Origin of the sequence: Sporosarcina sp. E16_8, assembly GCF_017347095.1 — a bacterium.
Lineage (GTDB): Bacteria > Bacillota > Bacilli > Bacillales_A > Planococcaceae > Sporosarcina.
In genome coordinates this window covers 1-26,483 of record NZ_JADPRZ010000047.1, presented here as the reverse complement: position 1 = coordinate 26,483, position 26,483 = coordinate 1, and the positions used below count along the sequence as shown (strand labels likewise).

Here is a 26,483-nt window from a genome sequence, read left to right as displayed (position 1 = left end):
CAAACAGTGAAGTATCCAACAAAGTTAAAGAAGTGTCCAACCAAATCTCTGAAGTCTCCAATCAAATCCCGAAAGCCTCCAACCAAATTTGAAAAGCTTCCAACAAACAGTGAAGTGTCCAACAAAGTTTAAGAAGTGTGCAACCAAACCTCTGAAGTCTCCAACCAAATCCCGAAAGCCTCCAACCAAATTTGAAAAGCTTCCAACAACTAATAAAGGACAAGGAATAAAAGACTTCAAACAAAAGAGAGGTTACCCACAAATTCACCTGTGGGGCAACCTCTATATTTAGATACACATCTATAGAATGAACATCAAAATGCAAGTGATTTATTGCGCTTAATTGCGGAACGGATCGTCACTTAATCCCGCTTCAAGGACTAATTTTGCATACTCTTGTGCAGCAAATAGCGAATGATCTCTATAATTGCCACATTCGAGTGCAGAAACAGCAGGAATATGTTCGGTTGTGACTACTTTTTCGAGCACTGTCGTTAAAGCAGCGGCAACTTCTTTGGGCTCATGTTCATTCCAGATGATCATGTAAAATCCAGTTCTGCATCCCATTGGTGAAATGTCGACAATGCCTGTCAGTTCGTCACGCAAATACGTCGCTAGCAAATGTTCTAGCGTATGAACAGCTGAAGTCGGCATTGCGTCCTGGTTGGGTTGTAAAAATCGTAAGTCATATTTTTGAAGCGTACTGCCTTTCTCGTGTTGTTCCGTACCTGCCAAGCGTACATAAGGGGCTTTTACTATCGTGTGATCCAATAAAAAGCTTTCCACTACTGCCATTATAATCATCCTCCCACGTTTGTCATCTAACCTATCACACTTCAACTAGCGATGTAAACTAATTTATATATTAATTCTGAAAAGTGAGTAATAGAGCTGTTGACACCAGAAAGAAAGCAGGATACGATAGGGTTTAGTAATTCATATAGAAATACTATGTTTTCAGTAAGTTCTGGGATTTCGACAGACTACTAGGAGGAATATTTATGACAAATCTTAAAGTGAAAAAGGGGAATCCCTTTGCGCTTTTTCCGTTACTTGTTTTTGTGTTGCTGTTTATCGGCACGGGAATTTTTACTAAAGACTTTTCAAATATGCCATTAAATGTAGCGATACTAATTGCAGCCGCTATTGCTTTGATGATGAATCGAAAAGAAAAGTTGTCTAGTAAAGTGGAGACATTTACTAAAGGCGCAGGCCATCCGAATATACTATTAATGGCGATCATCTTTATTTTAGCAGGTGCGTTTTCAGCAGTTGCTAGGGGAATGGGGGCGGTTGAATCCACTGTTAACCTTGGCTTATCCCTATTACCAACGAATTTATTGATGGTTGGATTGTTCGTTATCGGTTGCTTTATTTCGATTTCAATGGGAACGTCAATGGGGACAGTGGTTGCATTGGCGCCAATTGGAATAGGGATTGCGAGTCAAACGGGTATCCCGCTGGCATTGGCGATGGCGACAGTAATCGGCGGTGCAATGTTTGGTGATAACTTGTCGATGATTTCAGACACGACAATTGCGGCGGTTAGGACACAAAACATAAAAATGAAAGACAAGTTTAAAGTGAACTTTTTGATTGTTTTGCCTGGTGCAATCGTTACAGCGCTTATATTAGGCATAATGACGCGAGGTAACGTAGCAGATTTGAGTGGGGACTATCCCTATGAGTTATTTAAAATACTCCCTTATATCGCAGTATTTGTAGCGGCGTTACTAGGTGCTCATGTGCTGGTCGTTTTGCTGGGCGGAACGTTGTTTGCCGGAATTATCGGATTGATTGATGGGTCATATAATTTAGGTGGTTTTATACAAACAGTTGCTGAAGGGATCATTAGTATGGAGGATTTAGCGATCATTGCGATCTTAATCGGTGGCGTCGTTGAAATTATCAAACATAATGGCGGTATAGATTATCTTTTATATGTCATAACGAGCAAAATTAAATCGAAAAAAGGCGCTGAGTTTGGGATTGCCGGTTTAGTCAGTATGGCAAATATCGCTACCGCGAATAATACAATATCGATTATCATTACAGGTCCATTAGCAAAAAGTATCGCGGATGAATATGAGATTGACCCAAGAAAGTCAGCTAGTTTACTTGATATGTTCGCAAGTAGTTGGCAGGGGATTTTGCCTTATGGAGGGCAAATGCTTGCAGCCGCTGGACTAGCTGCAATATCACCGATTAGTATTATTCCTTATTCATTTTATCCTGTATTAATCGGGATTTGCGGGGTTGTTGCCATTTTAATCGGTTACCCGAAATTTCGGCGGACAAACAAGAGTGAGAAACCGTTGTGATTTCACCTAATCAATTCAAATGAAAAAGAAAGTTCGCCAACTTTGAGAGTTGGCGGACTTTCTTTTTGTCTAGGAAAATATAAAACATCGTACTTGGATATGTTGTAACCTACAGATTTCACGTTTAGACTACAGACGCCAGCCCCTCGAGTCGCTTCAGAACTGCATCCCTCCTACTTGTCGGGGCTAAACGGCGTCTTACGCTTTTGTTATTACTCCACCTTGGAAATCTCACCATGCTCCAAGCTATAATAAAAGTTTTCGTCAGCTACTGTAATGAGAACAGTGATTTTGGAGGGGTCTTCTTCGTTTGGGCGATACAGTAAAAGGTCTTGATTTTGCGGTACCAGTAAATAGTCGGTACCGTCTTTATTACGATATCGGTCTCCCTCGAAGTGTTCTGCAATCTCCTTTTCAAGCGCATCTTTTGTTGTGGTGAAAGAGATTGTTTCTACCCAATCGTCGTAATACGTGACGATTAATTCCTTTTCAGGGTACTTCTGAATCCAGTAATTATGTATCATTTCATCTGGGCCTTCAGTTTCTGGATTGCCAAGCTTAGCTTTCACTGCCGACGCTTTGTCGCCCTGCAGTATGCCGTAGATTAGAAATTGATCATTTTTCATACGGAACATAGGAGTTTCTTCTATAGAAGAAGATAGTTTGTATTCACCGCTAAGTATAAGTTCAGATCCGTCCGTAACTTCATCATTGATGGTGAGTTGGAGCGTTGGTCCGTCCATCTTAATCGTCATTCTACAGTTGGCGGTAGGTTCGCATGTAGCTTCGGCTTGATTGCCGTCAATTTTACCGTTCCCTTCAAAGGTAAGTGACACGGGAGAAGAGTCATCGGTAGTTCGCTGTGTGCCGCTTAATTTGTAGTCGAATTGAGCTTCATCGTTTTCCGTAACGTGCAGCGTGCCGAGTATATTGTCACTTAGGAGAATCCAATCACCATTCCAAGGGCTTTCGGAGACGGTTTCGTTAGTAACTGGCGGATTTTTATCCTGACCAGTTTTATCACTGGGTATCTGATCTTTGTCCGGACTGCATCCCGTCACAATGAATGCGAGAAGTAGGATGGCTGTTCGTGGTATCCATTTTTTCATAGTGGTACCTCCATTTTTTTTGTAGTTGTGCATTCAACTATACAGGACATGCATGACAATTACATTGTAGAAAAGTTCGGGATATCTATAGTTCTAAGTTGTCTGAATAGGGTTCAATTCAAGGGGGAATGTCGCATCTTTTTCTTAAAGAGCGGATCAATAGAAAGCCCAAATATCAATCGGACTTTGTAAAGTATAATGAGTTTGAAAGAATGAAAGCGAAGTGCTTAGACTGTTGAATGGTTAAAATATTGAGGGGGATTTTTATGTTGTAAGTCAAAAGGAAGATTAGTGAGCCCTCTTGGACATACCGGGTTAAGATTAATAGCATTGTTCCAGGAGTCATAGAAACTCGCTGGAACAATAGAAATGAAGAAAATCTAAAACATCTTAAAGAAGGGAGACTGCTGGATATTACTCATTCCCGGTTAAAATATCAGCATACATATCGAAATAATAATTCCACTGTAAACAAGTGCAACCGTTGTGTATCCCATAATATCACGTATTTTCAATCCAGCAATTGCAAGTAACGGTATAGCCCAGAATGGTTGAATCATGTTAGTCCAACTGTCACCCCAAGCGACTGCCATTATGACTTTCGCAGGTTCTACACCCATTTGAAGTGCTGCTGGAATAACGATAGGACCCTGTACTGCCCACTGTCCACCACCAGAAGGTATAAAGATATTCAGTAGCCCTGCTGATAGAAATGTCCAAAGGGGCAATGTTTGGCTTGTTGAAATCTCGATGAAAAAGTCTGATAACTTTGCAGCTAATCCCGAAGCCCCCAACATGCCCATAATACCCGCGTAAAAAGGATATTGAAGAGTAAATTGTCCGACACTACCAACTGACTTCAATAGTCCTTTACTAAGCTCTCTTACGTTTGAAAATAGAAGCAGAGCTGCAGTTAAGAATATTAGGTTTACAGTATTTAAATCCAATTCTAATCCTTTTGTAATAAAATGATTGATTAAGAAGCTTAGACCTAAGAGACCTCCAATTACGGGAATAATACGCGATTTCTCCATTTTGTCATTAGGATAATTTGTTTCTTCAGTTCGAACTTCTTCCTCTATTTTATCTTCTAGAAGGACTGGATCAATTATAAAACGATCATTAATATTTTTGGGATGAATAAGTCTCATTACAAAAGGTAATGTAAAGAATATTACGACAACAATAACGATATTTAATAGGGAAAATAAAGTTTCCGAAGTAGGGACAACTCCTATTAAATCTTCAAAAATATGACCTTTTGTGGCGACAAATAGCGCGGGTGAAGAAGATAATCCACCTTCCCAGATAAGAAAACCTGAATATCCGGAAGCAACAAGAACACGATAATCTACATCAGGGACTTTTCGACCTACGAGTTTAGCCATTATTCCCGCAACAACTAATCCAAATGCCCAGCTAATTAATGAGGCTGTTAAAGCAGTAAATGTTACCAATAAAATAGCCGAAGTTGGTGTTTTACATTTTGCTGCTAGTGCCTCAAGGACTCTAGAAACAGACTTAGTTAAAGCTAAAGCGTAACTAAATACGAAGGTTGCAATAATCTGGGCAGTAAATGTTAGTAAACCCCACATTCCATTACCCCAATAATTCACCATATCCATAGGGCTAGCTTTAGTGACAAAAATTCCTGCCAAAAATGCAATTACTGTCAGAAAAATAGCGAATACGAAAGCATCTGGTAACCATCTTTCAGCAATTCGGGCGAAAATGGCAGCAATTCTAGCTATAACATTGTCCTTTACTACAGGAATTGTCGGTTTAGTATTTGATTCATTACCTTTACCTGGTTGGCTCATATTATTTCCCCCTTATATCCATGTTTTTAATTGTTGCTTCTGGATTTTTCCAACTGATGTACGTGGAAACTCTTTTACAATGTAAACGGCCTGTGGAATTTTAAACTTTGCTAGTCTCTGTTGGCACCAGTGAATTATCTCTTCTTCCGTAACGGTAGTATTCTCTTTTAATATAATAAATGCGTGAATGGATTCTTCGTATATGGGATCCGGTAGACTGATGACGGCGCTTTCAAAAACAGCTTCATGATCATTTATGACGGACTCTACTTCTCCAGCAGCAATATTTTCCCCCGAGCGTTTCATCATATCTTTTTTTCGATCGACGAAGTAAAATAGGCCTGTCAGAGGGTCTTTTCGAGCAATATCTCCAGTGTATAACCAATTAAATTGTATCGCTTTAGCTGTTTCTTGCTCATTCTTGTAGTATTCTTTCATTATTGTTTCTCCAGGTATACCAAATACTGTTATTTCTCCTTCTTCACCATCCTTCACTTCTTCCCCTTTGTCATTTCTTAGTTTAACTTTATAGCCGCAAGCTTCCTCACCAATGCTTGTGCTATCGTTAAGTCCATTTAGGGAATTGATTAGTGGAACAGCGATAGTTTCCGTCATGCCATATAGTTGACGTAGCGGGGTATTATACCTGGTGGTGAAATCTTTGTATTGCTGATCGGTAATGGATTGAGCGTAAATGATTAAACGAAGGCTATTGTCGGCATCTTCAGGGTCGTAATCTTTTTTGAGAATCATTTTGATAGGTGCCGAAAAAAGCGAGCCGACAGTCGCACCCATTCTTTTTGCTTGTTTAATATAATTTGTAGCGCTAAATTGTTCCGCTATTGCTATACTTGCACCTGCATATAATGCGGGCATAGCCAAATAATACTGACCATTGCCATGAAACATTGGTAATACAATTAATGTTCGATCAGACGAAGTTAAATTTAATCTCTCAGCCATCTTTTCACCAGTGTGTAAATAATTACGATGTGTTAGGACTACACCCTTTGGCTTTGAGGTTGTACCAGAAGTATATAAAATAGCAGCTTCATCATTGCTTGATAAAGTAGGGAAATAATCCAGTAAAACCGATTGTTCCATTTCCTTATCTAAGGATTTGCCGCCTTGACCATCCTTAAGTCGTGAATAGAGAAGAGGGAGGTGTTTGAAATTTAGAAACTTCTCTTCAAATTCTTTTTCTGTAATAATTAGTTGACTTTCAGAATGAGAAACTAAATATTCTATTTCCTCTTTGGTTGATAAAATATTGGTAGGTACCATAACCGCACCAATAGATAGAATAGCAAACCAAGATATCGTAAAATCGATTCCGTTTGGTAAATGCAATAAAACTTTATCGCCTTTTTGAATGCCATTACTTAAAAGAACGGAGCCAAGTTGCTTCACTTTGATTTCAAATGATTTATAATTCAATGATTCTATTAAACCTGCCTTATCTTCGAATAAAATAAAGTCTTTAGTAGGGTTCTCCAAACACTTCGAGAAAAGTAGCTCGGATACTGACTGAAAACTGACTGTATTCATTATGAAAAACCCCTTTCATATTAAGTTTTACATATATCTTCAACCATTTAGAAACTAACGAGTATTCACCCCCTTTTAATTAGAAGTCCAACCGCCGTCAACGTAAAGTATTTGTCCTGTGATATAACTAGAGGCATCGGACGATAAAAATATAGCAGGCCCGATGACCTCATCTAGCTCCCCAATTCGTTTCATCATTGTTCGATTAATAATGCTCGTGTATTTGTCATTGTCTTGTAAAAAAGGCTCCGTCATAGGTGTTTTGATATACGCCGGGGCCAGTGCATTTACGGTGACATTGTAAGGTGCCAGTTCAGCAGCCCAAACTTTGGTGAGCTGATTTATGCCTCCTTTACTTGCCGCGTAAGATGTTTGAAGGGAGGCACCGGTCTTACCTAATATTGAGGAAATATTAATAATGCGCCCTCTTTGCTGTGCAATCATTCTTTTTGCAGCTTGCTGTCCAACTAAAAATACACCTTTTAAATTGGTATCCATAACTCGATCCCAGTCGTCTTCTTCAATTTCTACTAGAGGTTTTCTGATGTTCATCCCGGCATTGTTAATTAGAATATCAATAGATTTAAATTCATTATCAATATGATTGAAAAAAGATAGAATATCTTCCTTTTTAGTCACATCAACCACTTTCCATTTAACGTTGTAACCTTGTTTACTTAGTCCTTCGGCGGCTTCTTTAAGCGCTTCTTCATTCCTCCCAGTTATCATTACCTCAGCTCCAAAGTGAGCTAATCCAGCGGCAATTGCTAAACCAATTCCCTTACTTCCACCAGTAACTACTGCCTTTTTTCCACTCAGTTGAAACGTAGGAAAAGAAATTTCTTTCATGTTAAACCCCCAATTTACTTGTGTTTGAGTACGTCTGATTTTTCCGTTAATTATCATAGTACAGAATTAAGATCGTAATAGCAATTAGATATTTCACTATTCAGAAATCAGTAAACATCCATTCGAGTGAGGAACAGAATTAGTTTCTTTATAAAAGTTATACGCATATTTGAATATTAATTTAAAATTTAAACTATGTTCAAATTAACACTTGCAATCTATTTTTTTGATTGATAAGATGTAATTATCAGATAATTTAATGGTGTTCAAAAGGGGAGTGTTAGATGAAAGCGTCATTTTTAACTGCAGAACACGATATGTTCCGAGAGTCACTTCGGAAAATGCTGGATAAAGAAGCTTATCCCTATTATGAGAAATGGGAAGAGGAACGTGAAATTCCACGTGACTTTTGGTTAAAGCTCGGTGAAAATGGCTTCTTATTGCCTTGGGTGGATGAAGCATATGGCGGATTGGGACTGGACTTCTCGTACTCTATGGTATTGACGGAAGAATTGGAGCGGGTAGGTGTTGGACTTGCTAGTGGGATTTGCCTTCACTCTGACATTGTAAGCCCTTACATTTCGGCATATGGTACTGAAATACAAAAGCAAAAATGGTTACCGAAGAGCGTTACAGGCGAATTTATATCAGCGATTGCGATGACTGAACCGGGCGCCGGCTCTGATTTAGCAGGGGTAAGAACGACTGCACGGAAAGAAGGAAACTACTATATCGTCAATGGTGAGAAAACATTTATTACGAATGGGCTAAATGCAGACTATGTAGTTGTTGTTTGTAAGACGGATCAGGAAGTTAAACCGGCGTATCGGGGTATCAGTTTACTCATTATTGAAAATGGTACACCAGGATTCAAACGAGGAAAAAAGATGAATAAGATGGGCATGCATTCAGGTGATACAGCAGAACTTATTTTTGAAGATGCAAAAGTTCCTGTTGAAAACCTACTTGGTGAAGAAGGAAAAGGTTTTTATTACTTAATGGAGAAATTGCAGCAAGAACGTCTTGTTGTAGCGCTACAAGTACAAGTTGAGGCGGAAGAAATGCTTAGGTTAACAATTGATTATGTAAAAGAAAGAAAAGCATTTGGCCAACGAATTGCTGATTTCCAAAATACACAATTTAAAATCGCGGAGATGGCGACGGAAATCGATATTGGGCGGACGTATGTAAATACACTGACCGAAAAACACCTTCAAGGAAATGAAATTGTGAAGGAAGTGTCGATGGCAAAATGGTGGATTAGTGAAATGGCAAAACGGGTGGCGGCTGAATGTCTTCAACTACACGGTGGTTATGGGTATATGGAAGAATTTGAAATTGCTCGTAGGTACCGGGACATAGCAGTTACATCCATTTATGCCGGAACAACTGAAATTATGAAAGGAATTATCGCAAAGAAAACACTTGCGTAGAGGTGAAAAAAATGAAGCTCTCTGAGAAAAGAACGTTGAAGAAGAAAGAACAGATATTATTGACAGCAATCACCGTTATAAATCAAAGGGGCTATGGTGGAGCAACGATGGAAGAAATTGCAGCAGAGCTTTTGATGACGAAAGGTTCTTTATATTATTACTTTAAAAACAAAGGAGACCTGATGTACCAGTGTCATAACTTTGTACTTTCCCAAGCTGCTAATGACCTTAAAGATGTATTAGAAGGAGAAGGAACGGCTGAAAAAATCCTTCGCAGTATGATTGCTACACATATTGATTATGTAATTGATGAAAAAGAAACAAATAATCTAATTATAGAGCCCCGAAGTTTTTTTGATGATTATCAATTAGAATCCGTCTTAAAATTACGTAAATATTATTCGAGTTTATTTGATCAGGCGATAGAGAAAGGGGTAATTTTGGGAGAGTTTTATGTGGAGGATCCATTTATCGTGAGAATGATGATTCTGGGATCCACGAACTGGATTCAACAGTGGTATCGTCCAGAAGGCAGAATGACAAAGGATGAATTGAAACAAAACTTCGGGGATCACATAGTAAAGTTATTAAAGTAAGGGGGATATAATGGGCATCCAGGAAATCGGACAATTTGATAGAGGTGAAATAAACGTTTTCCCCAACCGTCCAAGTTCAATTGGTCAAATTCTTTCCGACAATATAATGGAGTTCGGTAGCAAGGAAGCTATTGTTACGGAAGAGGGGTCACTGACTTATCTAGAACTTGATATTTTATCGACTAGTATTGCAGCTAATCTTCAAAAGAGTTGTGGTGTTCAAAAAGGGGACCGTGTTGCGGTCTTAATCGGTAATCGTATTCAATTTCCCCTTATGCTTTTTGCCTGTGCAATGATAGGGGCGATTATGGTCCCAGTAAATATAAAATTATCGGTTGATGAAACCCAGTATATACTTGGCCATTCCAAACCTAAGGTATTGATAAGCGAACAAGAGTTTATGTGGAAAGTAACAGAAGTTAACAATCAAGCTAAAGGAATAATCCCGACCGAAAAAAACATATTCGAAATAGATGGTGTGGATACATTTTCCCAACTGACGAAGGATAATCAGTGGTTGGAACCAGTGCTAGTAAACGAAGAGGACTCGGCATTTATCTTGTACACATCAGGAACTACAGGACGTCCAAAAGGCGCGGTAATTTCCCATATGAATACAATTCATAACTTGATGAACTATAAGGAAATACTTAAGACGGATAGTAGCATGAAAACATTGATAGCAATCCCGATGTTTCATGTGACAGGGCTAGTTGGTCAACTATTGCATATGTTTTATATAGGTGGTACAGCGTATAGCATGAATCGCTATCAAAATAATGTTTATATCGATCTAATGATCAAACATAAAATTAATTTCGTATTTAACGTTCCGACAATATTTATTATGTTGTCCAGGATCGATGAATTTCAAAAAAGTTCCTTCGAATTTGTTCGAAAAGTGGCTTTTGGTGGATCCCCTATTTATCAACAAACATTTGATGTACTAAAAAAGGCATTTCCTAATGCGGAACTGCATAATGCCTACGGAGCGACGGAAACTACGTCACCCGCAACAATCATGCCAGTGACGTATTCCGAATCTAAGGTTACTTCAGTAGGTCTTCCAGTTGGGGGTGCAGCTATAAAGGTCATAAATCTTGAGGGTGAAGACTGCCAATTAGGTGAGGCCGGCGAACTTTATATTAAGGGACCAATGGTAATTAAGGGATATTGGGAAAATCCAGAAGCGAATACGTCGAATTTTACAGACGGCTACTGGCATTCGGGTGATATTGGGCTAATAGATGAAGACGGCTTTGTCTACATTCGCGACCGGAAAAAGGACATGATAAATCGGGGAGGGGAAAAGATATTTTCCATTGAAGTGGAAGATGTACTTAAAAGTCATCCAGCTGTTGCAGAAGCGGCCGTCATCGGAGAGCCTGATCCAATTTTTGGTGAGAAAGTGAAAGCGTTTGTCGTAGGCCCTACTATTAAGACTGAAGATTTATTATCTATTCAGGAGCATTGTAGGAAGCATCTAGCAAAATTCAAGGTACCGGAAGAGTTTGAAATACTAGAAAGTCTACCTAGGAATGCCTCGGGGAAAATATTGAAAAATACATTAAAACTTAGGGGGAATTAATAATGCTAAAAGAATTAACGGTAAATGCTAAAGAACTGCAAGTGAAATTACTGAAGTTTATGGAGGAACATATTTATCCGAACGAGGGACTTTTTGAAAATCAATTGAATGAAGGAGAAAGTCGTTGGACCGTTCCACCCATCATCGAGCAATTGAAAGAAAAAGCAAAAGCCCAGGGTCTGTGGAACTTATTTCTTGATGATACGAAAAATGGGCAAGGGTTGTCTAATTATGAGTATGCGCATCTCTGTGAAATCATGGGCAGGTCATTAATCGCACCGGAAGTATTTAATTGTAATGCTCCTGATACAGGAAACATGGAAGTGCTGATTAAATACGGAACAGAGGAACAAAAGCAACAATGGCTTGAACCATTGTTGAATGGAGAGATTCGCTCCGTGTTTTCTATGACGGAACCCGATGTTGCTTCATCTGATGCGACTAATATCCAAGGTAGCATCATCCGAGACGGCGATGAATATGTCATTAACGCAAAAAAATGGTGGTCTAGTGGTGCAATGGATCCACGTTGTAAAATTGCAATTGTCATGGGGAAAACCGATGAAAATGCAGCTAAACATGAGCAACAGTCTATGATTCTTGTACCTTTCGACGCTCCTGGAGTTGAAGTGAAAAGGTTTTTACCGGTTTTCGGATACGACCACGCGCCTCATGGTCATGCTGAAGTTCACTATAATAATGTTCGTGTTCCTGTATCCAATATGCTTTTAGGTGAGGGAAGAGGATTTGAAATTGCGCAAGGAAGACTTGGACCTGGAAGGATCCATCATTGCATGCGTGCAATTGGAGCTGCTGAACGTGCTTTGGAACTATTAATCAATCGAGCGAATGAAAGAGAGGCATTTGGTTCCAAATTAGTTGATAAAGATGTAATTAAAGAGGCGATTGCAGAAAGTCGAATTGAAATCGAACAAGCCCGTTTACTAACATTGCATGCTGCACACAAAATTGATATGGAAGGTGCAAAAGCTGCACGCAAGGAAATTGCTATGATCAAAATTGCTGTTCCTAGAGTATCGCTTAACGTAATCGATCGTGCCATTCAGTTATTTGGTGGGGCGGGTGTTTCAGATGACACACCACTTGCGGCACATTGGGCGAATGCACGAACGCTTCGAATTGTAGATGGACCAGACCAAGTCCATTTACGTGATATTGGACGTCTTGAATTACGTGAACAATTGCAGCAAAAGCAACCACAGATGGAAGACGAAAACAAGAAATTAGTGCTGAAATGATCTAGTAATACTGGGATGAATACAAGGAGGATAACAAGTTGCGACCACTACTATGCGGGAGGAAGATAGATGAATACATGGCAAGTTACGCAACTTGGAGATCCTCAAGATGCGCTAAGTTTAGTTGATATGTCTAAACCAGTTCCTAAAGCAGGAGAAGTATTGATAAAGGTAGAAGCGATCGCCCTAAACTTTTTTGATATATTACAATGCCAGGGGAAATATCAGGAGAAACATCCTTTGCCATTTACACCAGGGGCCGAAATTTCAGGAGTCATTGAAGAATTTGGTGAAGGGATCAACTTTTCAGTTGGGCAACGGGTTTTGGCTACACCTCATCTTCCAAAGGGTGGTTTTTCTGAATACGTGGTAGTAGCGGAAAAGTCGGTTTTTCCTATCCCAGATAGCCTTTCATACAATGAAGCGGCTGCTTTGTTTATAACCTATCAGACGGCGTACTACGCTCTACATCGCAATGCCAATCTACTAGCAGGCGAAACGCTTCTTGTTCATGCGGGTTCAGGAGGAGTTGGATCTGCCGCAATTCAACTCGGAAAAGCAGCAGGAGCAACAGTTATTGCGACAGCAGGTAGCGATGAAAAAATACAAGTGTGTAAAGAACTCGGAGCAGATTTCGTCATCAATTATAGGTCAAATGATTTTGTTCAAATTGTGAAGGAAATAACAGATGGAAGAGGTGCCGACGTTATTTTCGATCCTGTGGGTGGGGATACTTTTGACCGTTCTAGAAAATGCATTGCTTTCGAAGGAAGAATTCTAGTTATCGGTTTCGCAGGAGGACGTATTGCGGATGCTCCAACGAATCATGCGTTAATAAAGAATTATTCTATTGTTGGTGTCCATTTTGGTCTCTTTCGTAACTTGATGCCGAAAGAAGTAATGAAAGCACACTTGGAATTAATGGATCTTTATAAAAAAGGGATGATTAGCCCATTAATTTATAAAGAATTTTCATTTGGAACAATACCAGATGCATTGGACTTACTGGCTGATCGCAAGACGTGGGGGAAACTTATTGTTAAACCCTAATATGTGAAATTGCTTACATTTGAGGAGGTGTGCTTGTGGAAAATCTAGTGGAAATTGATATAAAGAATCGAATTGGACATATTATACTCAATCGACCAGATAAGTTGAACGCATTGTCCAGGGAGATGGTTGAACAAGTGATTCATTCATTGAACACACTGCTTCAAGATGATGCTATAAAAGCGATTATTGTTTCGGGGAATGGAAAAGCTTTTTGTGCGGGCGGTGACATTGAGTCTATGAAAAACTTGTCGGATTCTAATGAGATAGTGAAGTGGATTGACTTTGTATCAGGTCTATCAAAAAAACTAATGGATATGGATAAGTATGTAATAGCTGCTGTGCATGGATATGCAGCGGGTGCGGGCTTTAGCATTGCACTTGCTGCGGATTTTATCGTAGCAGATGAAGATGCTAAATTTGCATTGAGTTTTACGAACATTGGGTTGATCCCCGATTTAGGTTTAATAAAGTTACTAACCGAAAGGGTCTCACCCCCGATTGCTAAAGAGTGGATATCATCGGGAAAAGTCATTTCTGCTCAAGAAGCACATTCAAATGGAATTATTAACCGTATTAGTAAAGGGTCCGTAGTCGATGAAGCATTTGAATTTGCTGAGTTTATTGTAAAAGGACCTAGTATTAGTAATAAATACGTTAAGTATTTAGTGAATCATGTTGGGGAACTCCATAAAGAAACTGCTTTTATGCAGGAAAATATGATTCAGACGATGCTCCTGCAAACTCAAGATCATAGAGAAGGTATAACCGCTTTCTTTGAGAAAAGAGAAGCACAGTTTACTGGGAAGTAGAATTTCTAGGGATAGTCACAGCTTAAGTAGACGCAATATTCAATCCCCTGAACGAACTTAAAGAGTGGATGGAGGAAAACTAATGAGAAAAGCTAAATCAAAAACCATTATTGCGTTAGTAGGTCTTATGTTAGTTCTCGGTGGTTGTAGTGAGGAGAAATCGAATGAAGCATATGAGGAAGGTGAAACGATCAAATTACGTGCTGCAACGGGTTTAAGTGCACAGCATGCTTGGTGGGCGAACTCCATGGTGCCATGGATGGAGCGTGTTGAGGAATTGACAGATGGTCAAGTCGAATTCGAAACTTTTACTGGAGGGGAACTTGTGGCTGTGCCTGATGAAGCAGATGCTGTTCTGGATGGAACGGTGGATGTGGCACTTGTACTGCCAATTTATGAACCCGATCAATATCCGATGGCAGAGGTAACAATGTTGCCATTAAGCCATTCGGATACATTAATCGCTTCCAATGCTTGGAAAAAACTTCTTGAAAGTGATGAGGTATTGGCAGATGGTAAAACGTATGCCGAAATGCAATTTGCTGATTTTAAAGTATTCCCAATTTCAACTACTATGGAATATTCCATTTCAACTACAGGAAAAGAATTTAATGCGGCAAGTGATATTAAAGGTACTTCACTTCGTACACCTTCTAGAATACATGAAGTCTATGCAGGAAAAACGGGGATCAACAGTGTTACTATGCCAGCGGTTGAAATGTATGATGCATTGAGCAGAGGAACATTTGACGGGAGTTTTTATAGTATTGCTGACTGGTCGGGTTACGGTTTCCAAGATTTATTTAGATACACTGTAACCGGAATTAACTTTGGTCATTTCAATGGCTTTATAGGTATGAGTAAAGAGAAGTGGGAAACGCTTCCTGAAAGTGTGCAAGAAGCAATGATACAGGCAAATGATGAAATATTTACTCCTGGTGCTCAGGAATGGATAGATAGGGCCGAAAAAGCCATAGCCGAAAATGAAACGAAAGGTGGGAAATTCGTGGAGTTTTCAACCTTAAGTCAAGATGTACAAGATCATCTTAGTACAGGAGTTGAAGATACATGGAGTAACTATGCAGAACTCTTAGAGTCTAATGGACTTCCAGGAAATAAATTGGTAGTTTTATGGCGAGATATTTTAATTGAAGAAGGCGGGGAAGTGCCTGAATCCGTAATGAGTCTAGAATAATTCAAAAGCAGGGAATAACATACTAATTTGGTGTCTGTTCCCTTTTTTCTTGAACATTATTAAAAAGTTGGGGGTAAAATATGAATAGTTTGCTCGTTATAGGAATTGTTATAGCGATGATGCTCATACTGCTAGTTTCAGGATTATATATACATTCAGTACTTCTTGCGAGTGGAATCATTGGCTTAATTTTATTGGAGGGATTTGGTATTCTTCCAGGCCTTCTAGGGAAAGAACCTTTCAACAGAGTTGCTAGTTATACTTTGACAACAATACCCCTATTTGTGTTAATGGCTCAGTTTATACTTCAATCAGGGCTTGTACAAGATATTTTTTATATGGTACACAAGGTTTCAAAAGGAAGAAATAGTTTACTTGGAGTACTCACTTTATTTATCGGTGGAATGCTTGGAGCTGTATCTGGATCGGGGACAGCGACTGCTGCTTCATTAGGGCAAGTAGCGATTCCAGAACTTCGAAGACATGGTTACAGCGCGCCTTTATCAGGGGCAATTGCGGCAGCTGGGGGTTCTTTATCTGGAATTATTCCGCCAAGTATTATATTGATTCTATATGGGGTAGCGACAGAAACTCCGGTAGGAAAGTTGTTTATAGGCGCTTTTATTCCTGGTATTTTGACAATGACTGTTTTCATCTTAGTAATGCTAGTCATCTTTAACTTGGAAAGAAAAAAAAGTAACGCAATGGAAACACAAAAAGATAATAAGATTCTGATCGACGACAAAAAATATAAAGAAAAAAGTGTAGTAGAAACAGCAGTAACTATGGAAGAGGATAAACGGGAGAAAGTTTCCGCGTTACGACTAGTTACCGTAAGTATTATTGGAGTTGTAATCATGGGAGTCATTTTTGGGGGAATTTACTCGGGGATATTTACTCCAACTGAGGCTGGTGCAGTCGGCTCACTTGTCGGACTTATTGCGGCATTGATTCTTGGAAAGGTGAATTTACAGTTTTTCAAAAGCTCTTTAACTGAAACAGTAAAATTAACCGGAATGGTCATGATTATCATGATTGGTGCCCAAATCTTCGGGAAGTTTGTTTCGCTTTCACTTTTACCGAGAAAACTTATCGTGATGATCGAGCCAATAATGGATTCACCAACTCTTGTCCTAATTGCCATTTCCATCGTCTTATTTATAATGTTTATGTTTATTGAAGGTGCAGCGGTAATACTAATGTCCATTCCAGTTCTACTTCCAATTATTATAGAATTGCAAGTTGATATTTTGTGGTTTGGCGTATTTATCGCAGTTATTTGTACGATTGGGCTACTTACTCCTCCGGTTGGACTGAGTGTATATGCTGTTGCGGGAGTCAGTGGAATTGGATCTGGACCCATATTTAGAATCGGTATGATCTTTGCAGCAGTTGCAATGATTGTAGTCGGGGGTCTAATGATTGCATTTCCACAAATTGTTACATGGCTACCGAATTCAATGGGCTAACAGAAAGATAGGAGGGATAATCTATGGAAGGTATTTTAAAAGCATATAAAGTTTTCGGGTACCTAAAGGGACTAGGAGTCTGGATTAGTGGAATTAGTGTATTAGCAATGATGTTTTTTATTTCTTATGATGTTTTTGTTAGAAATGTATTTTCTGGCTCAATCCGTGGTGGTTTTGAAATTGTTCAAAACTATTTGATGCCATTAGTTGTATTCCCCTCACTTGCATATGTCTATTCTTCGAGCGTCCTACCCAAAATGGATTTAATTATGGCTAGACTTGGGGAGAAAGTGCAGAAAGGCTTAATTTACTTTATGCTACTAATTGAAATATTCATTCTCGTATTAATCGTACAGTTCAGTTGGGATTTTGCAATGAACGGAATGGAAAGGAAAACGGCGTTTCCAGCTGCAGGTACAATGTACACTCTTTATCCATTGTTCTTCATTATTCCAATCGCATTTACAATGATAATAATTGAAAATATATTCATTTTTATTCGTAATATTAAAGAAAAAAAACCAACTTTACTCGTCATCGATAAAAGTGAAGAGCTTGAAGGTTTCTGATAGGCGGGAGTTTGCAAAGCATTTAAATCTGTAGCAAAAATAATGAAATTCTAAGGAATGGATGTTAATGAGAAAAGTTCATGTTATTACACAAAAAGAGATGGTAGAACCCGACAAATTGATAGATTGCACAGCGGTTGTTCTCGATGTATTCTTGGCTACTTCTACGATTGCATTCTTATTAAAGAATAATTACGAACCGATTTATGCAATGGAAGACATTGAGAGTGCTAAGGTTTTTGCTGCTCGTCAAACAGAACCTTATATCTTACTCGGTGAAGCAAAGGGGGAGCCTGTCGAAGGTTTTTTATACCCAGATCCGACTTTAATTGAGCTATCTGAACAGAGGAAATCAGCTATCATTTGTTCGACTAATGGAACCCGAGCAATTGAAAAGGCAAAAGGAGCAAAGTTTTTATATGTTTCTTCTATTATAAATGGTCATCTTATAGCGAGCCGTCTTCATGAACAAGATGATGGTTCCTCTATTGTCTTAATTTGTTCAGGAAATGATAATCGTTTTTCTATGGAAGATTTTGTTGGTGCAGGGCAAATCATTGATCACCTAATGGGGAAAGGAGACTATTTACTTTCCGATGCATCGAAGGTTGCGAGAGAAACGTATTTACATTCTCACTCGATTTCTTTTCAAAACTTGCTTGATAGTGAAACGGCCTCTCTTCTTAGCGATTTTGGTTTTATGGAATCGATGAATCTAGTCATTCAACATCATGAAAAAGTAAATGTGCTTCCTGTTTTCATCGGAAATAAAATAATCAATGATTATTCACGTATGCAAAACGCTATAGATTAGGAGTGGGAGAATTATGGATACTGCAATCAATGAAAATAATATAGATCGACAATTCATAGACTGGGCAAAAGTAGAAGAATACTTGAGGAAGTCTATTAAAGAAATCCCTAGTGGGAGTATGGTAGTAAATAAATTTTCTGAAGGCTACTCGAATTCAACCTATTTGCTTCGTGTAGGTGACTGGGAAGGTGTTTTAAGGAGACCACCTTTTGGAGAGATTCCCCCGAGAGCACACGATATGCAAAGGGAGTTTTCTATTTTGGATAAAGTAAATCCAGTATTTCCATTAGCTCCTAAACCATATGTATATTGTGAGGATCAAATGGTCATGGATAAGCACTTTTATGTAATGGAAAAGAAACAGGGAATTGTACTTGATGATAAACTACCAGCATCTTATGGTAGTTCGCAACAAGCTGGCCCTCTAATTTCAAAAAATACAATCGAAACGTTAGTGCAACTTCAATCGATTGATTATAAAAAAGCAGGATTAGAGAATATGGGAAAACCCGAAGGCTATTTAGAAAGACAAGTTAACGGTTGGATAAAAAGATACGATCAATCCAAAACGGATTCGTTTTCACATGTATCTGAATTGGAAAATTGGTTGAAAGTAAACAGGCCGTTAAAAAGCGATACTGCAATCGTTCATAATGATTTCAAACTAAATAATCTCGTTCTTGATGAAACGAATCCTGGAAAAACAATCGGTGTTCTTGATTGGGAATTGTCCACAATTGGTGATCCATTAACTGATATCGGGTCAACAGTTGCTTACTGGGGACAATCTGGTGACCCCGACATGGGAATAAATATTGTAAGCAATCAACCAGGCTTTTATAGTAGAAGAGCGTTTGTTGAGGAATATGCTCGATTGAGTGGCCGTGACGTTTCGGACATTTCTTACTATGTGGCATTTGGTTTCTATAAGCTGGGTGTCATACTTCAGCAAATATACTACAGGTGGAAAAACGGAGAAATTAATGATGATCGATTTGAATTTTTAAATAAAGCAGTTTCCAATTTATTTGAGATGGCAAATCTTACTCGAATGAATCGGCTATTGTGAATGAAAATGGAGTTAGGTGGGTAAAGCCTATGCCTGATAACGAAGAAGGAAGTCTGAATTTTCACTACGCTGAATTTGTAATTGAAGCGGGTAAAATAAAAGAATTTGCACAAGCGATTGGACTGGTAAATCCTATCTATTTCAACAAAGAGGCTGCCCTACTACAAGGGTTTAAGAATATCCCTGTTCCACCTACATTTGCTACTGTAATCGACTTTTGGAATGATCATGGTTTTTATCAATTGTTTGGATTTCTAAAACTTCACCCTGAAAATGTTTTGCATGGTGAGCAGTCTTTTGAATATGTGGAAACTATGTATGCAGGTGATAGGATTTCAGCAGTAGTAACGATAAAAGAAATCTCACATAAGTATGGGAAAACATTTTACTTTCTAGAAACAATTTACAAAAATCAGCTGTCTGAAACGGTCATGCTGAATCATGCTACGTTGATTGAGGTGGGACTGTGAAAGAATTACCTTCTATTATAAAGCCACCAATTGAGCATATTGATTTAGTTAAGTATGCCGGGGCATCGGGAGACTTCAATAAAATTCATACGGTTTCTCATATTGCTAATGAAAAGGGGTACCCGGACGTAATTGTCCACGGTATGTTTTTGATGGGGTGGGCCTCCCAAGCGATAGAGGAATGGTTTCCAAAACGTAGGCTTCATCGTTTTGGCGTACGCTTTATGGCACCGACTTATCCTGGAGAAACTCTCGTGATTAAAGGAAAGTTGTTGGAACCTAATGCGGAAGCTGTTATTGATATAGGAAGTCTTGAAATAGTCGATTCAAAGGGTGAAATAAAACTCAAGGGAAGTTTTGAATTATCGAAAGGGGAAGATGGAATATGACTAACGTATATATCGTCGATGGAGCACGAACGGCATTTACAGAATTTGGAGGGTCTTTTGCAAAGGTAGATGCTACGGAGCTCGGTACAGCAACTGCAATTGAAGCATTGAAGCGTTCGAATGTGCAACCTGAACAAGTGGATCATGTCATCTATGGCAATGTGATTCATACAGGAAAAAGTTCCGCATATATTGCACGCCATATTGGATTAAAAGCAGGAGTTCCACAAGAAGTTCCTGCACTGACATTGAACCGGCTATGCGGATCGGGAATGCAGGCGGTTGTAACAGCGGCACAACATATTTTATTGGGGGAAGCGGCTATTGTTTTAGCTGGTGGGGCGGAAAATATGTCGCAATCTCCGTACTCAAATTTTGAACAACGGTTTAGTGGTTCAAAGCTTGGGAACTTGCAGTTTGAAGATATGTTGCAAGCGACATTGACGGATCAATACACAGGAAGCGGTATGGGGATGACAGCAGAGAAGCTGGCGGAACAGTATTCGATTTCCAGGGAAGAACAAGATGCAATTGCCGTCGAGTCGAATTGGCGTGCGGCAAAAGCAGTAGAAAATGGTCTATTTGCTGAAGAAATTATAGCGGTCGAAGTGAAAACACGCAAAAATACAGTGATGGTTGACAAAGATGAGCATATTAGACCGGATGCGGATGTTGTGGGATTGGCGAAGCTTCGACCTGCATTTAAAAAAGAGGGAACGGTTACAGCCGGAAATGCCTCAGGGATTAATGACGGAGCAGCATCCGTTGTTGTCGCCAGTGAAAAAGCTGTACAAGAGCGTGGATTAAAGCCAATCGCACGTATTGTTTCCTGGGGTGTAGTTGGAGTGGATCCGACAATTATGGGAATAGGTCCGGTTCCAGCGATCAAGCAAGCATTAGAACGGGCGGGTCTGACCATTGAAGATATGGATATTGTGGAAGTGAATGAAGCATTTGCTGCCCAGTACTTAGCCGTCGAAAAAGAGTTAGGATTGGATCGTTCGAAAACAAATGTGAATGGCGGCGCGATTGCGCTAGGACATCCGGTAGGCGCAAGTGGAACAAGAATTTTATTGTCAGCTGCATATGAATTAAAGCGGCGTAATGCAAGGTATGCTGTGGCGAGCTTATGTATCGGTGGAGGACAAGGAATTGCGGTAGTGATTGAAAATGCTTAAAATACCAGTGATTATCTCACCTATGTTTTTAGTATCCACACCAAAAATGGTGATTGAGGCTGGAAAAGCAGGCGTCATCGGCTCATTCCCTCTACTAAATGCACGTCCAGTAGAGAAGTGTGCCGAATGGTTACAAGAAGTAAAAGAGGGTTTAGGTGATATTCCTTGGGCAGTGAACTTTATTTGTCATAAAAAAACAAATGGGCGTTATGAGGACGATCTTGAGTTAATCCGAAAATATGAACCCCCGATTGTCATTACTTCACTCGGTCATCCAGGGGAAGTGAAGGAAATCGTTCATAGCTATGGAGGTCTCGTTTATTCGGATGTGGCAAATGTAAAACACGCAAAAAAAGCGGCACAGTCAGGAGTAGATGGCTTGATTTTAGTATGCGCTGGTGCGGGAGGCCATGGGGGAACGTTGAATCCATTTGCATTTATTGCAGCGGTGAAAAGCTTTTATAACGGAACAATCGTATTATCGGGAACGATTTCAACAGGCGCAGACGTCGCAGCTGCACAGTTAATGGGGGCTGATTATGCCTATATGGGTACTCGTTTTTTGGCAGTAGAAGAAAGTAGCGCACAAGAGGAATTCAAACAAATGGTCATAGATTCGACAATTGAAGATATTCTTTACTCAGATTCATTTAGCGGTATCCATGCAAATTATCTTATTCCAAGCATAGTAAAAGAAGGGATTGACCCAGCGACATTAAAACCAAAAGATGAAGTGGATTTGTCTCATTTGGTTAATGTCAAAGCCTGGCGGGATATTTGGTCGGCAGGTCAAGGTGTAACAAGCGTTACGAAACGTGAAACAACAAAGGAAATTGTGGAATTGCTAATTAGGGAGTATGAAGAAGGGGTTGCTCATCTTGTACGAAACAATTAAAACGGACTTACAAGGGGGTGTTTTGACGTTAACGTTAAATCGCCCTACCGTGATGAATGCCTATACGCACAAAATGAATGAAGAATTACTTCATTTTTACAAGGGAGTAAACGACAACGATGATGTGCGAGTCATCATTGTTACTGGGAGTGGACGTGCATTTTGTGCAGGAATGGATTTAGCGGAAGGTGGATCTACGTTCGATTCTAATGAATCTGCTGAAGAGTATCGTGATCTAGGTGGTCAAGTGAGTTTGGCCGTATATGAGGTGAATAAACCTATCATCGCGGCAATCAATGGGCCTGCAGTTGGTATTGGGATGACGATGACTTTACCGATGGACATTCGAATTGTGAAGAAGGATGCGAAAATCGGATTTGTATTCGGACGACGCGGAATCGGTCCTGAGGCTAGCTCTGGATGGTTTTTACCAAGAATTGTAGGTATCGGTAAAGCGCTGGAATGGACCTTGACTGGACGGTACATACCAACTGAGGAAGCACTGCAAGCGGGTCTTGTGCAATACGTGGAAGAGGATCCGCTGGAGAAAGCGTATGAAATCGCATATGAAATCGTGAAAAATACTGCAGCGACATCGAATAGTTTTACCAGACAACTGTTATGGAAGATGCTTGGGGAAAATCACCCATATACGTCCCATTTAGTGGAGTCTAAATTTCTTCATTGGGCAGGTCAACATGAGGATGCAAACGAAGGAATTCAGTCCTTTGTAGAAAAGCGTCCAGCGATGTTTCCTATGAAAGCAACAGAATTACCGAGACTTTTTATAAAGAGTAATTAAAAGGAGTGAAGGTATGATAAGGAAAATTGCTGTAGTTGGCGCAGGCACAATGGGCAATGGTATTGCCCAGGTGGCGGCGGAAGCGGGTCACGAAGTAACTTTGTTTGATAAAAACCCAGACGGTCTTGAAAGAGGAATAAAGCGAATCGAACAGACTTTAACGCGCAATGTAGAAAAAGGGAAAGTAGATCAATCAGTAGCCGATCAGATTAGAAATCGAATTCATCCGACTAGCACTATAGATGATCTTAAAGATGTAGATTTTGTTATGGAAGCGATTATTGAACAGATAGAGCCTAAAAAAGAACTGTTTACGGAACTTGATCAAATTTGTAAGCCTTCGACTATTTTTGCATCTAATACGTCTGGGCTAAGCATAACTGAAATGGCTAGCGCGGTTAATCGAAGTGGGCAGGTTATCGGTATGCATTTCTTCAATCCTGTCCCGGTTATGCAACTGGTTGAAATCATCAGGGGTGAACAGACGAGTGATGATACCTTCCAAGCTGCTCACGAATTAGCTGAAGAGTTCCATAAAGTTGCTATTTCAGTAAAAGAAGCACCATTGTTTGCTGTGAATCGAATTTTAACGCCAATGATTAACGAGGCGATTTTTGTTTTGGGGGAAGGAATAGCTTCGGCGGAAGACATTGATAAAGCCATGATGCTTGGTGCAAGTCATCCAATCGGCCCACTTGCGTTAGCAGATCTTATTGGTCTTGATACGATGCTTTTTGTCGCGGAAACTCTTTATAATGAAACCAATGATTCGAAATACCGCCCTGCTCCTTTGCTCAAAAAATATGTGCGGGGCGGTCGTCTTGGAAGGAAGTCAGGGGAAGGCTTTTTTAAATACTGAAAAACATATATGCTGATTAACTAAGGTTAATCAGTAAATAACCGCTAACTTTTTTGATAAGACACTAGATGCCTAATGTACAGGTGTTTTTGGATCGCTTTGGACTGAACGACTGCTATACAATTATCGTGATTTCTTGCTGCGTAGGGATGAGACTTTGTCGCATCCCTACGCAGCTTTCTTGTTAATCGTATGGTTGCCGAATCCTTCTCTATAGCATTTCCTTTTTAAATTTAGGGCAGTGTCATTTTCTACAATGGGTTCCTTACTTACTTTTAGCAAAATCTCGCTTGTCATCATGTGATACCTCGTAGAAATTAACACTTCCTTAAAATAAAAAAACCATAAAGAAGGAGTGAGTAGCCAAAATTGTATCTTTGGCGGCCTTTATCTAGATAAGAAGCCAACTATTCTTTCGTCCCAAAAAGATTTAGCATTTCGTGTACCCGTGCCTTAGAAGAGCGATGGATGAACGACCACCATACGATTAACGAAATCGAGTAGGAGGGAGTGATTAACTCCCGACCTCTCACACCACCGTACGTACCGTTCGGTATACGGCGGTTCAATTAAGATAAATAACGCAAGGTTTCATAACGAGCTTGCAGACTTTTGAGCCCTTGGGAATTCCAATAGGAATTCCCAAGGGTTCTGTGTAGTATTGGACTTTTCGATATTCTCCAGTAACTTTTTCGTGTATTTCCCCATTGATAGGCTTGCCAATCTGCAATACCTAATCGAATAAGATTCTTCACTTTCGTTTTAGGTTTCTTCCAATTCTTCCATAAGCACATTCGTAACCTTCTTCGAATCCAACCATCAAGCTCCGTAAAAATTGTCTTCGTATCCGCTAATGCAAAATAGCCACACCATCCGATTAGGTATTGATTCAGCTTACGTATACGATATTCCATTGGATATGGCATCTTCCTTGAAGTGATTTCTCGAATTTTCTTCTTCATTCGCTGTTGGCTTTCTTTTGCGATTCGAACCTTCGGTTCTTTGTTAGAAGTAAAACTAAATCCAAGAAATTTACGTTTCCAAGGGCGATCCACTGCGGATTTCTTTTCGTTTACTTTTAATCGTAGTTTCGTTTCAATGAATGATTGTATACTTTCCATTACACGTTCACCTGCACGTTTAGTTTTCACATAAATGTTACAGTCGTCAGCATAGCGTACAAACTTGTGTCCTCGTTGTTCCAACTCTATGTCTAGTTCGTCTAGGACAATATTTGAAAGCAGAGGGCTAAGGGGCCCGCCTTGTGGCGTTCCTTCATTCGTACCTAGGACAATCCCATTGATTAATACACCCGATTGTAAGTATTTACGAATTAACTTGAGTAATGGTTTATCGTTGATTCTTTTCGCAAGTGTACTCATTAGACGGTCATGGTTCACCTTATCGAAGAATTTCTCTAAATCCATGTCTACCGTCCAGCGATATCCCTCTCTTATATAGCCTTTTGCTTTTCTTACTGCATCGTGTGCACTTCGACCTGGTCGAAAACCATAACTATGGTCTGAAAAGCTTGGGTCATATAGTCGGGATAGCACTTGGGCAATTGCTTGTTGAATCAAACGGTCTGTTACAGTTGGGATACCTAATAGGCGCACTCCGCCGTCAGGTTTCGGGATTTCGATTCTGCGGACTGGTTGCGGTTCATAGGCTCCGTTGAGAATATGCTCCTTAATGGATGACCAGTTTTCGAGGATGTGCTGACGTAAGGTTTGTACGGGCATCATGTCTACTCCATGGCTTCCTTTATTCTTTTCTACACGTTTTAGTGCTTGAAGCATATTCTCCCGTGACAGGATTTGATTTATAAGCATCGTTAGTTCTTCCTTCCGTGAATAGCTGTTCTTTTAATGCCCGAGTTTACTCCACCCTCCAAGAGGACCCTCATGGGATTCACCATTACCTTCTCTCAAGTGAGGTCATTTGTTTTCTGTGGTCATGATAAACTTCGGAATGCCAAGGGCTATTCTCTCATTAATCGTTCAGTCCTTCCCAATTGTTCTAGACCAATTGGTACTACGACGTCTGCTGACTTCTGATGATTCAGTTGTCTATCACTAGACAAGTTACTAAGGGAACTTAGCGTGTTCATCAGATCTCCCCAGGTAAGAGCGTAATCTTTCCCTCCACCTATCTGCTTCATTTACTCCGTACAACCTTCGGTAGAAAGGGCTTTGTTTTGTTTTGCAAACTCACCCAATTGTACTTAGCCTTATATGAAGTTCGTGTTCCTCAGACCGGAGGTTTGCCGCTCGCTTCCTTCAGATTCCACGTCGCCATGGACACCCTTGCGTTAAGCTAACTGTTACTTCTACCTTCACAGTTCGGGACTTCCACCCTATAGATTACGCCCATGCTGGGCGCACAAAAA

Annotated in this window: 25 protein-coding genes; 18 read left to right on the top strand and 7 right to left on the bottom strand. The window is 39.8% G+C overall.

The window, feature by feature from the left end; translation table 11 throughout:
- Positions 1-24: 24 nt before the first annotated feature.
- Both I2484_RS17675 and I2484_RS17670 read right to left on the bottom strand, forming a co-directional pair.
- Positions 25-168: a hypothetical protein gene (locus I2484_RS17675; RefSeq protein WP_207152386.1), complete on the bottom strand. Its 144-nt coding sequence runs from the start codon at positions 166-168 to the stop codon at positions 25-27.
- Between the two features lie 171 nt (positions 169-339).
- Positions 340-795, bottom strand: a complete 456-nt coding sequence (locus tag I2484_RS17670) for an S-ribosylhomocysteine lyase (protein WP_207152385.1) — start codon at positions 793-795, stop codon at positions 340-342.
- A gap of 206 nt (positions 796-1,001) precedes the next feature.
- On the opposite strand from I2484_RS17670, the gene I2484_RS17665 reads away from it, so the two are divergent.
- Positions 1,002-2,321: a Na+/H+ antiporter NhaC family protein gene (locus tag I2484_RS17665; RefSeq protein ID WP_207152384.1), complete on the top strand. Its 1,320-nt coding sequence runs from the start codon at positions 1,002-1,004 to the stop codon at positions 2,319-2,321.
- A 212-nt stretch (positions 2,322-2,533) separates the two neighbouring features.
- Here the strand turns inward: I2484_RS17665 and I2484_RS17660 are convergent, their stop codons facing one another.
- The 4 genes from I2484_RS17660 to I2484_RS17645 all read right to left on the bottom strand — a co-directional run bounded on the left by I2484_RS17660 (position 2,534) and on the right by I2484_RS17645 (position 7,647).
- A complete protein-coding gene (locus I2484_RS17660; RefSeq protein WP_207152383.1) occupies positions 2,534-3,430 on the bottom strand; it encodes a hypothetical protein in 897 nt (298 codons plus the stop codon).
- 428 nt (positions 3,431-3,858) lie between these two features.
- Entirely contained in the window at positions 3,859-5,250 is a 1,392-nt protein-coding gene (locus I2484_RS17655; protein WP_207152382.1) for a short-chain fatty acid transporter, read from the bottom strand.
- 12 nt (positions 5,251-5,262) lie between these two features.
- A complete protein-coding gene (locus tag I2484_RS17650; RefSeq protein ID WP_207152381.1) occupies positions 5,263-6,798 on the bottom strand; it encodes an AMP-binding protein in 1,536 nt (511 codons plus the stop codon).
- Between the two features lie 75 nt (positions 6,799-6,873).
- Positions 6,874-7,647: an SDR family NAD(P)-dependent oxidoreductase gene (locus tag I2484_RS17645; RefSeq protein ID WP_207152380.1), complete on the bottom strand. Its 774-nt coding sequence runs from the start codon at positions 7,645-7,647 to the stop codon at positions 6,874-6,876.
- A gap of 284 nt (positions 7,648-7,931) precedes the next feature.
- Here I2484_RS17645 and I2484_RS17640 point away from each other — a divergent pair, with 284 nt between their 5' ends.
- The 17 genes from I2484_RS17640 to I2484_RS17560 all read left to right on the top strand — a co-directional run bounded on the left by I2484_RS17640 (position 7,932) and on the right by I2484_RS17560 (position 24,094).
- A complete protein-coding gene (locus I2484_RS17640) occupies positions 7,932-9,080 on the top strand; it encodes an acyl-CoA dehydrogenase family protein (protein WP_207152379.1) in 1,149 nt (382 codons plus the stop codon).
- Positions 9,081-9,091: 11 nt separating this feature from the next.
- Complete coding sequence (locus I2484_RS17635; RefSeq protein WP_207152378.1) at positions 9,092-9,676, top strand: TetR/AcrR family transcriptional regulator; 585 nt, start codon at positions 9,092-9,094, stop codon at positions 9,674-9,676.
- Between the two features lie 10 nt (positions 9,677-9,686).
- On the top strand, positions 9,687-11,264 hold the full coding sequence (locus I2484_RS17630; RefSeq protein WP_207152377.1) for a class I adenylate-forming enzyme family protein: 1,578 nt from the start codon (positions 9,687-9,689) through the stop codon (positions 11,262-11,264).
- A gap of 2 nt (positions 11,265-11,266) precedes the next feature.
- Positions 11,267-12,523 (top strand): acyl-CoA dehydrogenase family protein, encoded by a 1,257-nt coding sequence (locus I2484_RS17625; protein ID WP_207152376.1) that lies wholly within the window; start codon positions 11,267-11,269, stop codon positions 12,521-12,523.
- 69 nt (positions 12,524-12,592) lie between these two features.
- Positions 12,593-13,573, top strand: coding sequence for an NADPH:quinone oxidoreductase family protein (locus I2484_RS17620; protein WP_207152375.1), 981 nt, complete (start codon positions 12,593-12,595; stop codon positions 13,571-13,573).
- 35 nt (positions 13,574-13,608) lie between these two features.
- On the top strand, positions 13,609-14,385 hold the full coding sequence (locus I2484_RS17615) for an enoyl-CoA hydratase-related protein (RefSeq protein WP_207152374.1): 777 nt from the start codon (positions 13,609-13,611) through the stop codon (positions 14,383-14,385).
- Positions 14,386-14,467: 82 nt separating this feature from the next.
- Complete coding sequence (gene dctP, locus I2484_RS17610) at positions 14,468-15,580, top strand: TRAP transporter substrate-binding protein DctP (protein WP_207152373.1); 1,113 nt, start codon at positions 14,468-14,470, stop codon at positions 15,578-15,580.
- Positions 15,581-15,660: 80 nt separating this feature from the next.
- Complete coding sequence (locus I2484_RS17605; protein WP_207152372.1) at positions 15,661-17,049, top strand: TRAP transporter large permease; 1,389 nt, start codon at positions 15,661-15,663, stop codon at positions 17,047-17,049.
- A gap of 23 nt (positions 17,050-17,072) precedes the next feature.
- Positions 17,073-17,618 (top strand): TRAP transporter small permease, encoded by a 546-nt coding sequence (locus tag I2484_RS17600; protein WP_207152371.1) that lies wholly within the window; start codon positions 17,073-17,075, stop codon positions 17,616-17,618.
- A gap of 67 nt (positions 17,619-17,685) precedes the next feature.
- The gene (locus I2484_RS17595; RefSeq protein WP_207152370.1) at positions 17,686-18,432 is read left to right on the top strand and encodes a 2-phosphosulfolactate phosphatase; all 747 of its coding nucleotides are present in this window, start codon (positions 17,686-17,688) and stop codon (positions 18,430-18,432) included.
- A gap of 13 nt (positions 18,433-18,445) precedes the next feature.
- Positions 18,446-19,501: a phosphotransferase family protein gene (locus I2484_RS17590; protein WP_207152369.1), complete on the top strand. Its 1,056-nt coding sequence runs from the start codon at positions 18,446-18,448 to the stop codon at positions 19,499-19,501.
- A 29-nt stretch (positions 19,502-19,530) separates the two neighbouring features.
- Entirely contained in the window at positions 19,531-19,971 is a 441-nt protein-coding gene (locus tag I2484_RS17585; protein ID WP_207152368.1) for an FAS1-like dehydratase domain-containing protein, read from the top strand.
- Positions 19,968-20,360, top strand: a complete 393-nt coding sequence (locus tag I2484_RS17580; RefSeq protein ID WP_207152367.1) for a MaoC/PaaZ C-terminal domain-containing protein — start codon at positions 19,968-19,970, stop codon at positions 20,358-20,360. The genes I2484_RS17585 and I2484_RS17580 overlap by 4 nt, the downstream gene beginning before the upstream one ends.
- Positions 20,357-21,538: an acetyl-CoA C-acetyltransferase gene (locus I2484_RS17575; protein WP_207152366.1), complete on the top strand. Its 1,182-nt coding sequence runs from the start codon at positions 20,357-20,359 to the stop codon at positions 21,536-21,538. Before I2484_RS17580 ends, I2484_RS17575 begins: the two co-directional genes overlap by 4 nt.
- Positions 21,531-22,433: an NAD(P)H-dependent flavin oxidoreductase gene (locus I2484_RS17570; protein WP_207152365.1), complete on the top strand. Its 903-nt coding sequence runs from the start codon at positions 21,531-21,533 to the stop codon at positions 22,431-22,433. The genes I2484_RS17575 and I2484_RS17570 overlap by 8 nt, the downstream gene beginning before the upstream one ends.
- Positions 22,417-23,235: an enoyl-CoA hydratase-related protein gene (locus I2484_RS17565; protein WP_207152364.1), complete on the top strand. Its 819-nt coding sequence runs from the start codon at positions 22,417-22,419 to the stop codon at positions 23,233-23,235. The genes I2484_RS17570 and I2484_RS17565 overlap by 17 nt, the downstream gene beginning before the upstream one ends.
- Before the next feature lie 13 nt (positions 23,236-23,248).
- On the top strand, positions 23,249-24,094 hold the full coding sequence (locus I2484_RS17560) for a 3-hydroxyacyl-CoA dehydrogenase family protein (protein WP_218628051.1): 846 nt from the start codon (positions 23,249-23,251) through the stop codon (positions 24,092-24,094).
- Positions 24,095-24,663: 569 nt separating this feature from the next.
- On the opposite strand, the gene ltrA is transcribed toward I2484_RS17560, so the two are convergent.
- Positions 24,664-25,926, bottom strand: a complete 1,263-nt coding sequence (gene ltrA / locus I2484_RS17555) for a group II intron reverse transcriptase/maturase (RefSeq protein ID WP_207152363.1) — start codon at positions 25,924-25,926, stop codon at positions 24,664-24,666.
- Positions 25,927-26,483: the final 557 nt, after the last annotated feature.

Bases quoted from the DNA above. Each gene is read 5' to 3' on its own strand.
- I2484_RS17670 (WP_207152385.1), bottom strand. From the start codon at position 795: ATGGCAGTAGTGGAAAGCTTTTTATTGGATCACACGATAGTAAAAGCC.
- I2484_RS17665 (WP_207152384.1), top strand. From the start codon at position 1,002: ATGACAAATCTTAAAGTGAAAAAGGGGAATCCCTTTGCGCTTTTTCCG.
- I2484_RS17660 (WP_207152383.1), bottom strand. From the start codon at position 3,430: ATGAAAAAATGGATACCACGAACAGCCATCCTACTTCTCGCATTCATT.
- I2484_RS17655 (WP_207152382.1), bottom strand. From the start codon at position 5,250: ATGAGCCAACCAGGTAAAGGTAATGAATCAAATACTAAACCGACAATT.
- I2484_RS17650 (WP_207152381.1), bottom strand. From the start codon at position 6,798: ATGAATACAGTCAGTTTTCAGTCAGTATCCGAGCTACTTTTCTCGAAG.
- I2484_RS17645 (WP_207152380.1), bottom strand. From the start codon at position 7,647: ATGAAAGAAATTTCTTTTCCTACGTTTCAACTGAGTGGAAAAAAGGCA.
- I2484_RS17640 (WP_207152379.1), top strand. From the start codon at position 7,932: ATGAAAGCGTCATTTTTAACTGCAGAACACGATATGTTCCGAGAGTCA.
- I2484_RS17635 (WP_207152378.1), top strand. From the start codon at position 9,092: ATGAAGCTCTCTGAGAAAAGAACGTTGAAGAAGAAAGAACAGATATTA.
- I2484_RS17630 (WP_207152377.1), top strand. From the start codon at position 9,687: ATGGGCATCCAGGAAATCGGACAATTTGATAGAGGTGAAATAAACGTT.
- I2484_RS17625 (WP_207152376.1), top strand. From the start codon at position 11,267: ATGCTAAAAGAATTAACGGTAAATGCTAAAGAACTGCAAGTGAAATTA.
- I2484_RS17620 (WP_207152375.1), top strand. From the start codon at position 12,593: ATGAATACATGGCAAGTTACGCAACTTGGAGATCCTCAAGATGCGCTA.
- dctP (WP_207152373.1), top strand. From the start codon at position 14,468: ATGAGAAAAGCTAAATCAAAAACCATTATTGCGTTAGTAGGTCTTATG.
- I2484_RS17605 (WP_207152372.1), top strand. From the start codon at position 15,661: ATGAATAGTTTGCTCGTTATAGGAATTGTTATAGCGATGATGCTCATA.
- I2484_RS17600 (WP_207152371.1), top strand. From the start codon at position 17,073: ATGGAAGGTATTTTAAAAGCATATAAAGTTTTCGGGTACCTAAAGGGA.
- I2484_RS17595 (WP_207152370.1), top strand. From the start codon at position 17,686: ATGAGAAAAGTTCATGTTATTACACAAAAAGAGATGGTAGAACCCGAC.
- I2484_RS17590 (WP_207152369.1), top strand. From the start codon at position 18,446: ATGGATACTGCAATCAATGAAAATAATATAGATCGACAATTCATAGAC.
- I2484_RS17585 (WP_207152368.1), top strand. From the start codon at position 19,531: ATGCCTGATAACGAAGAAGGAAGTCTGAATTTTCACTACGCTGAATTT.
- I2484_RS17575 (WP_207152366.1), top strand. From the start codon at position 20,357: ATGACTAACGTATATATCGTCGATGGAGCACGAACGGCATTTACAGAA.
- I2484_RS17570 (WP_207152365.1), top strand. From the start codon at position 21,531: ATGCTTAAAATACCAGTGATTATCTCACCTATGTTTTTAGTATCCACA.
- I2484_RS17560 (WP_218628051.1), top strand. From the start codon at position 23,249: ATGATAAGGAAAATTGCTGTAGTTGGCGCAGGCACAATGGGCAATGGT.
- ltrA (WP_207152363.1), bottom strand. From the start codon at position 25,926: ATGCTTATAAATCAAATCCTGTCACGGGAGAATATGCTTCAAGCACTA.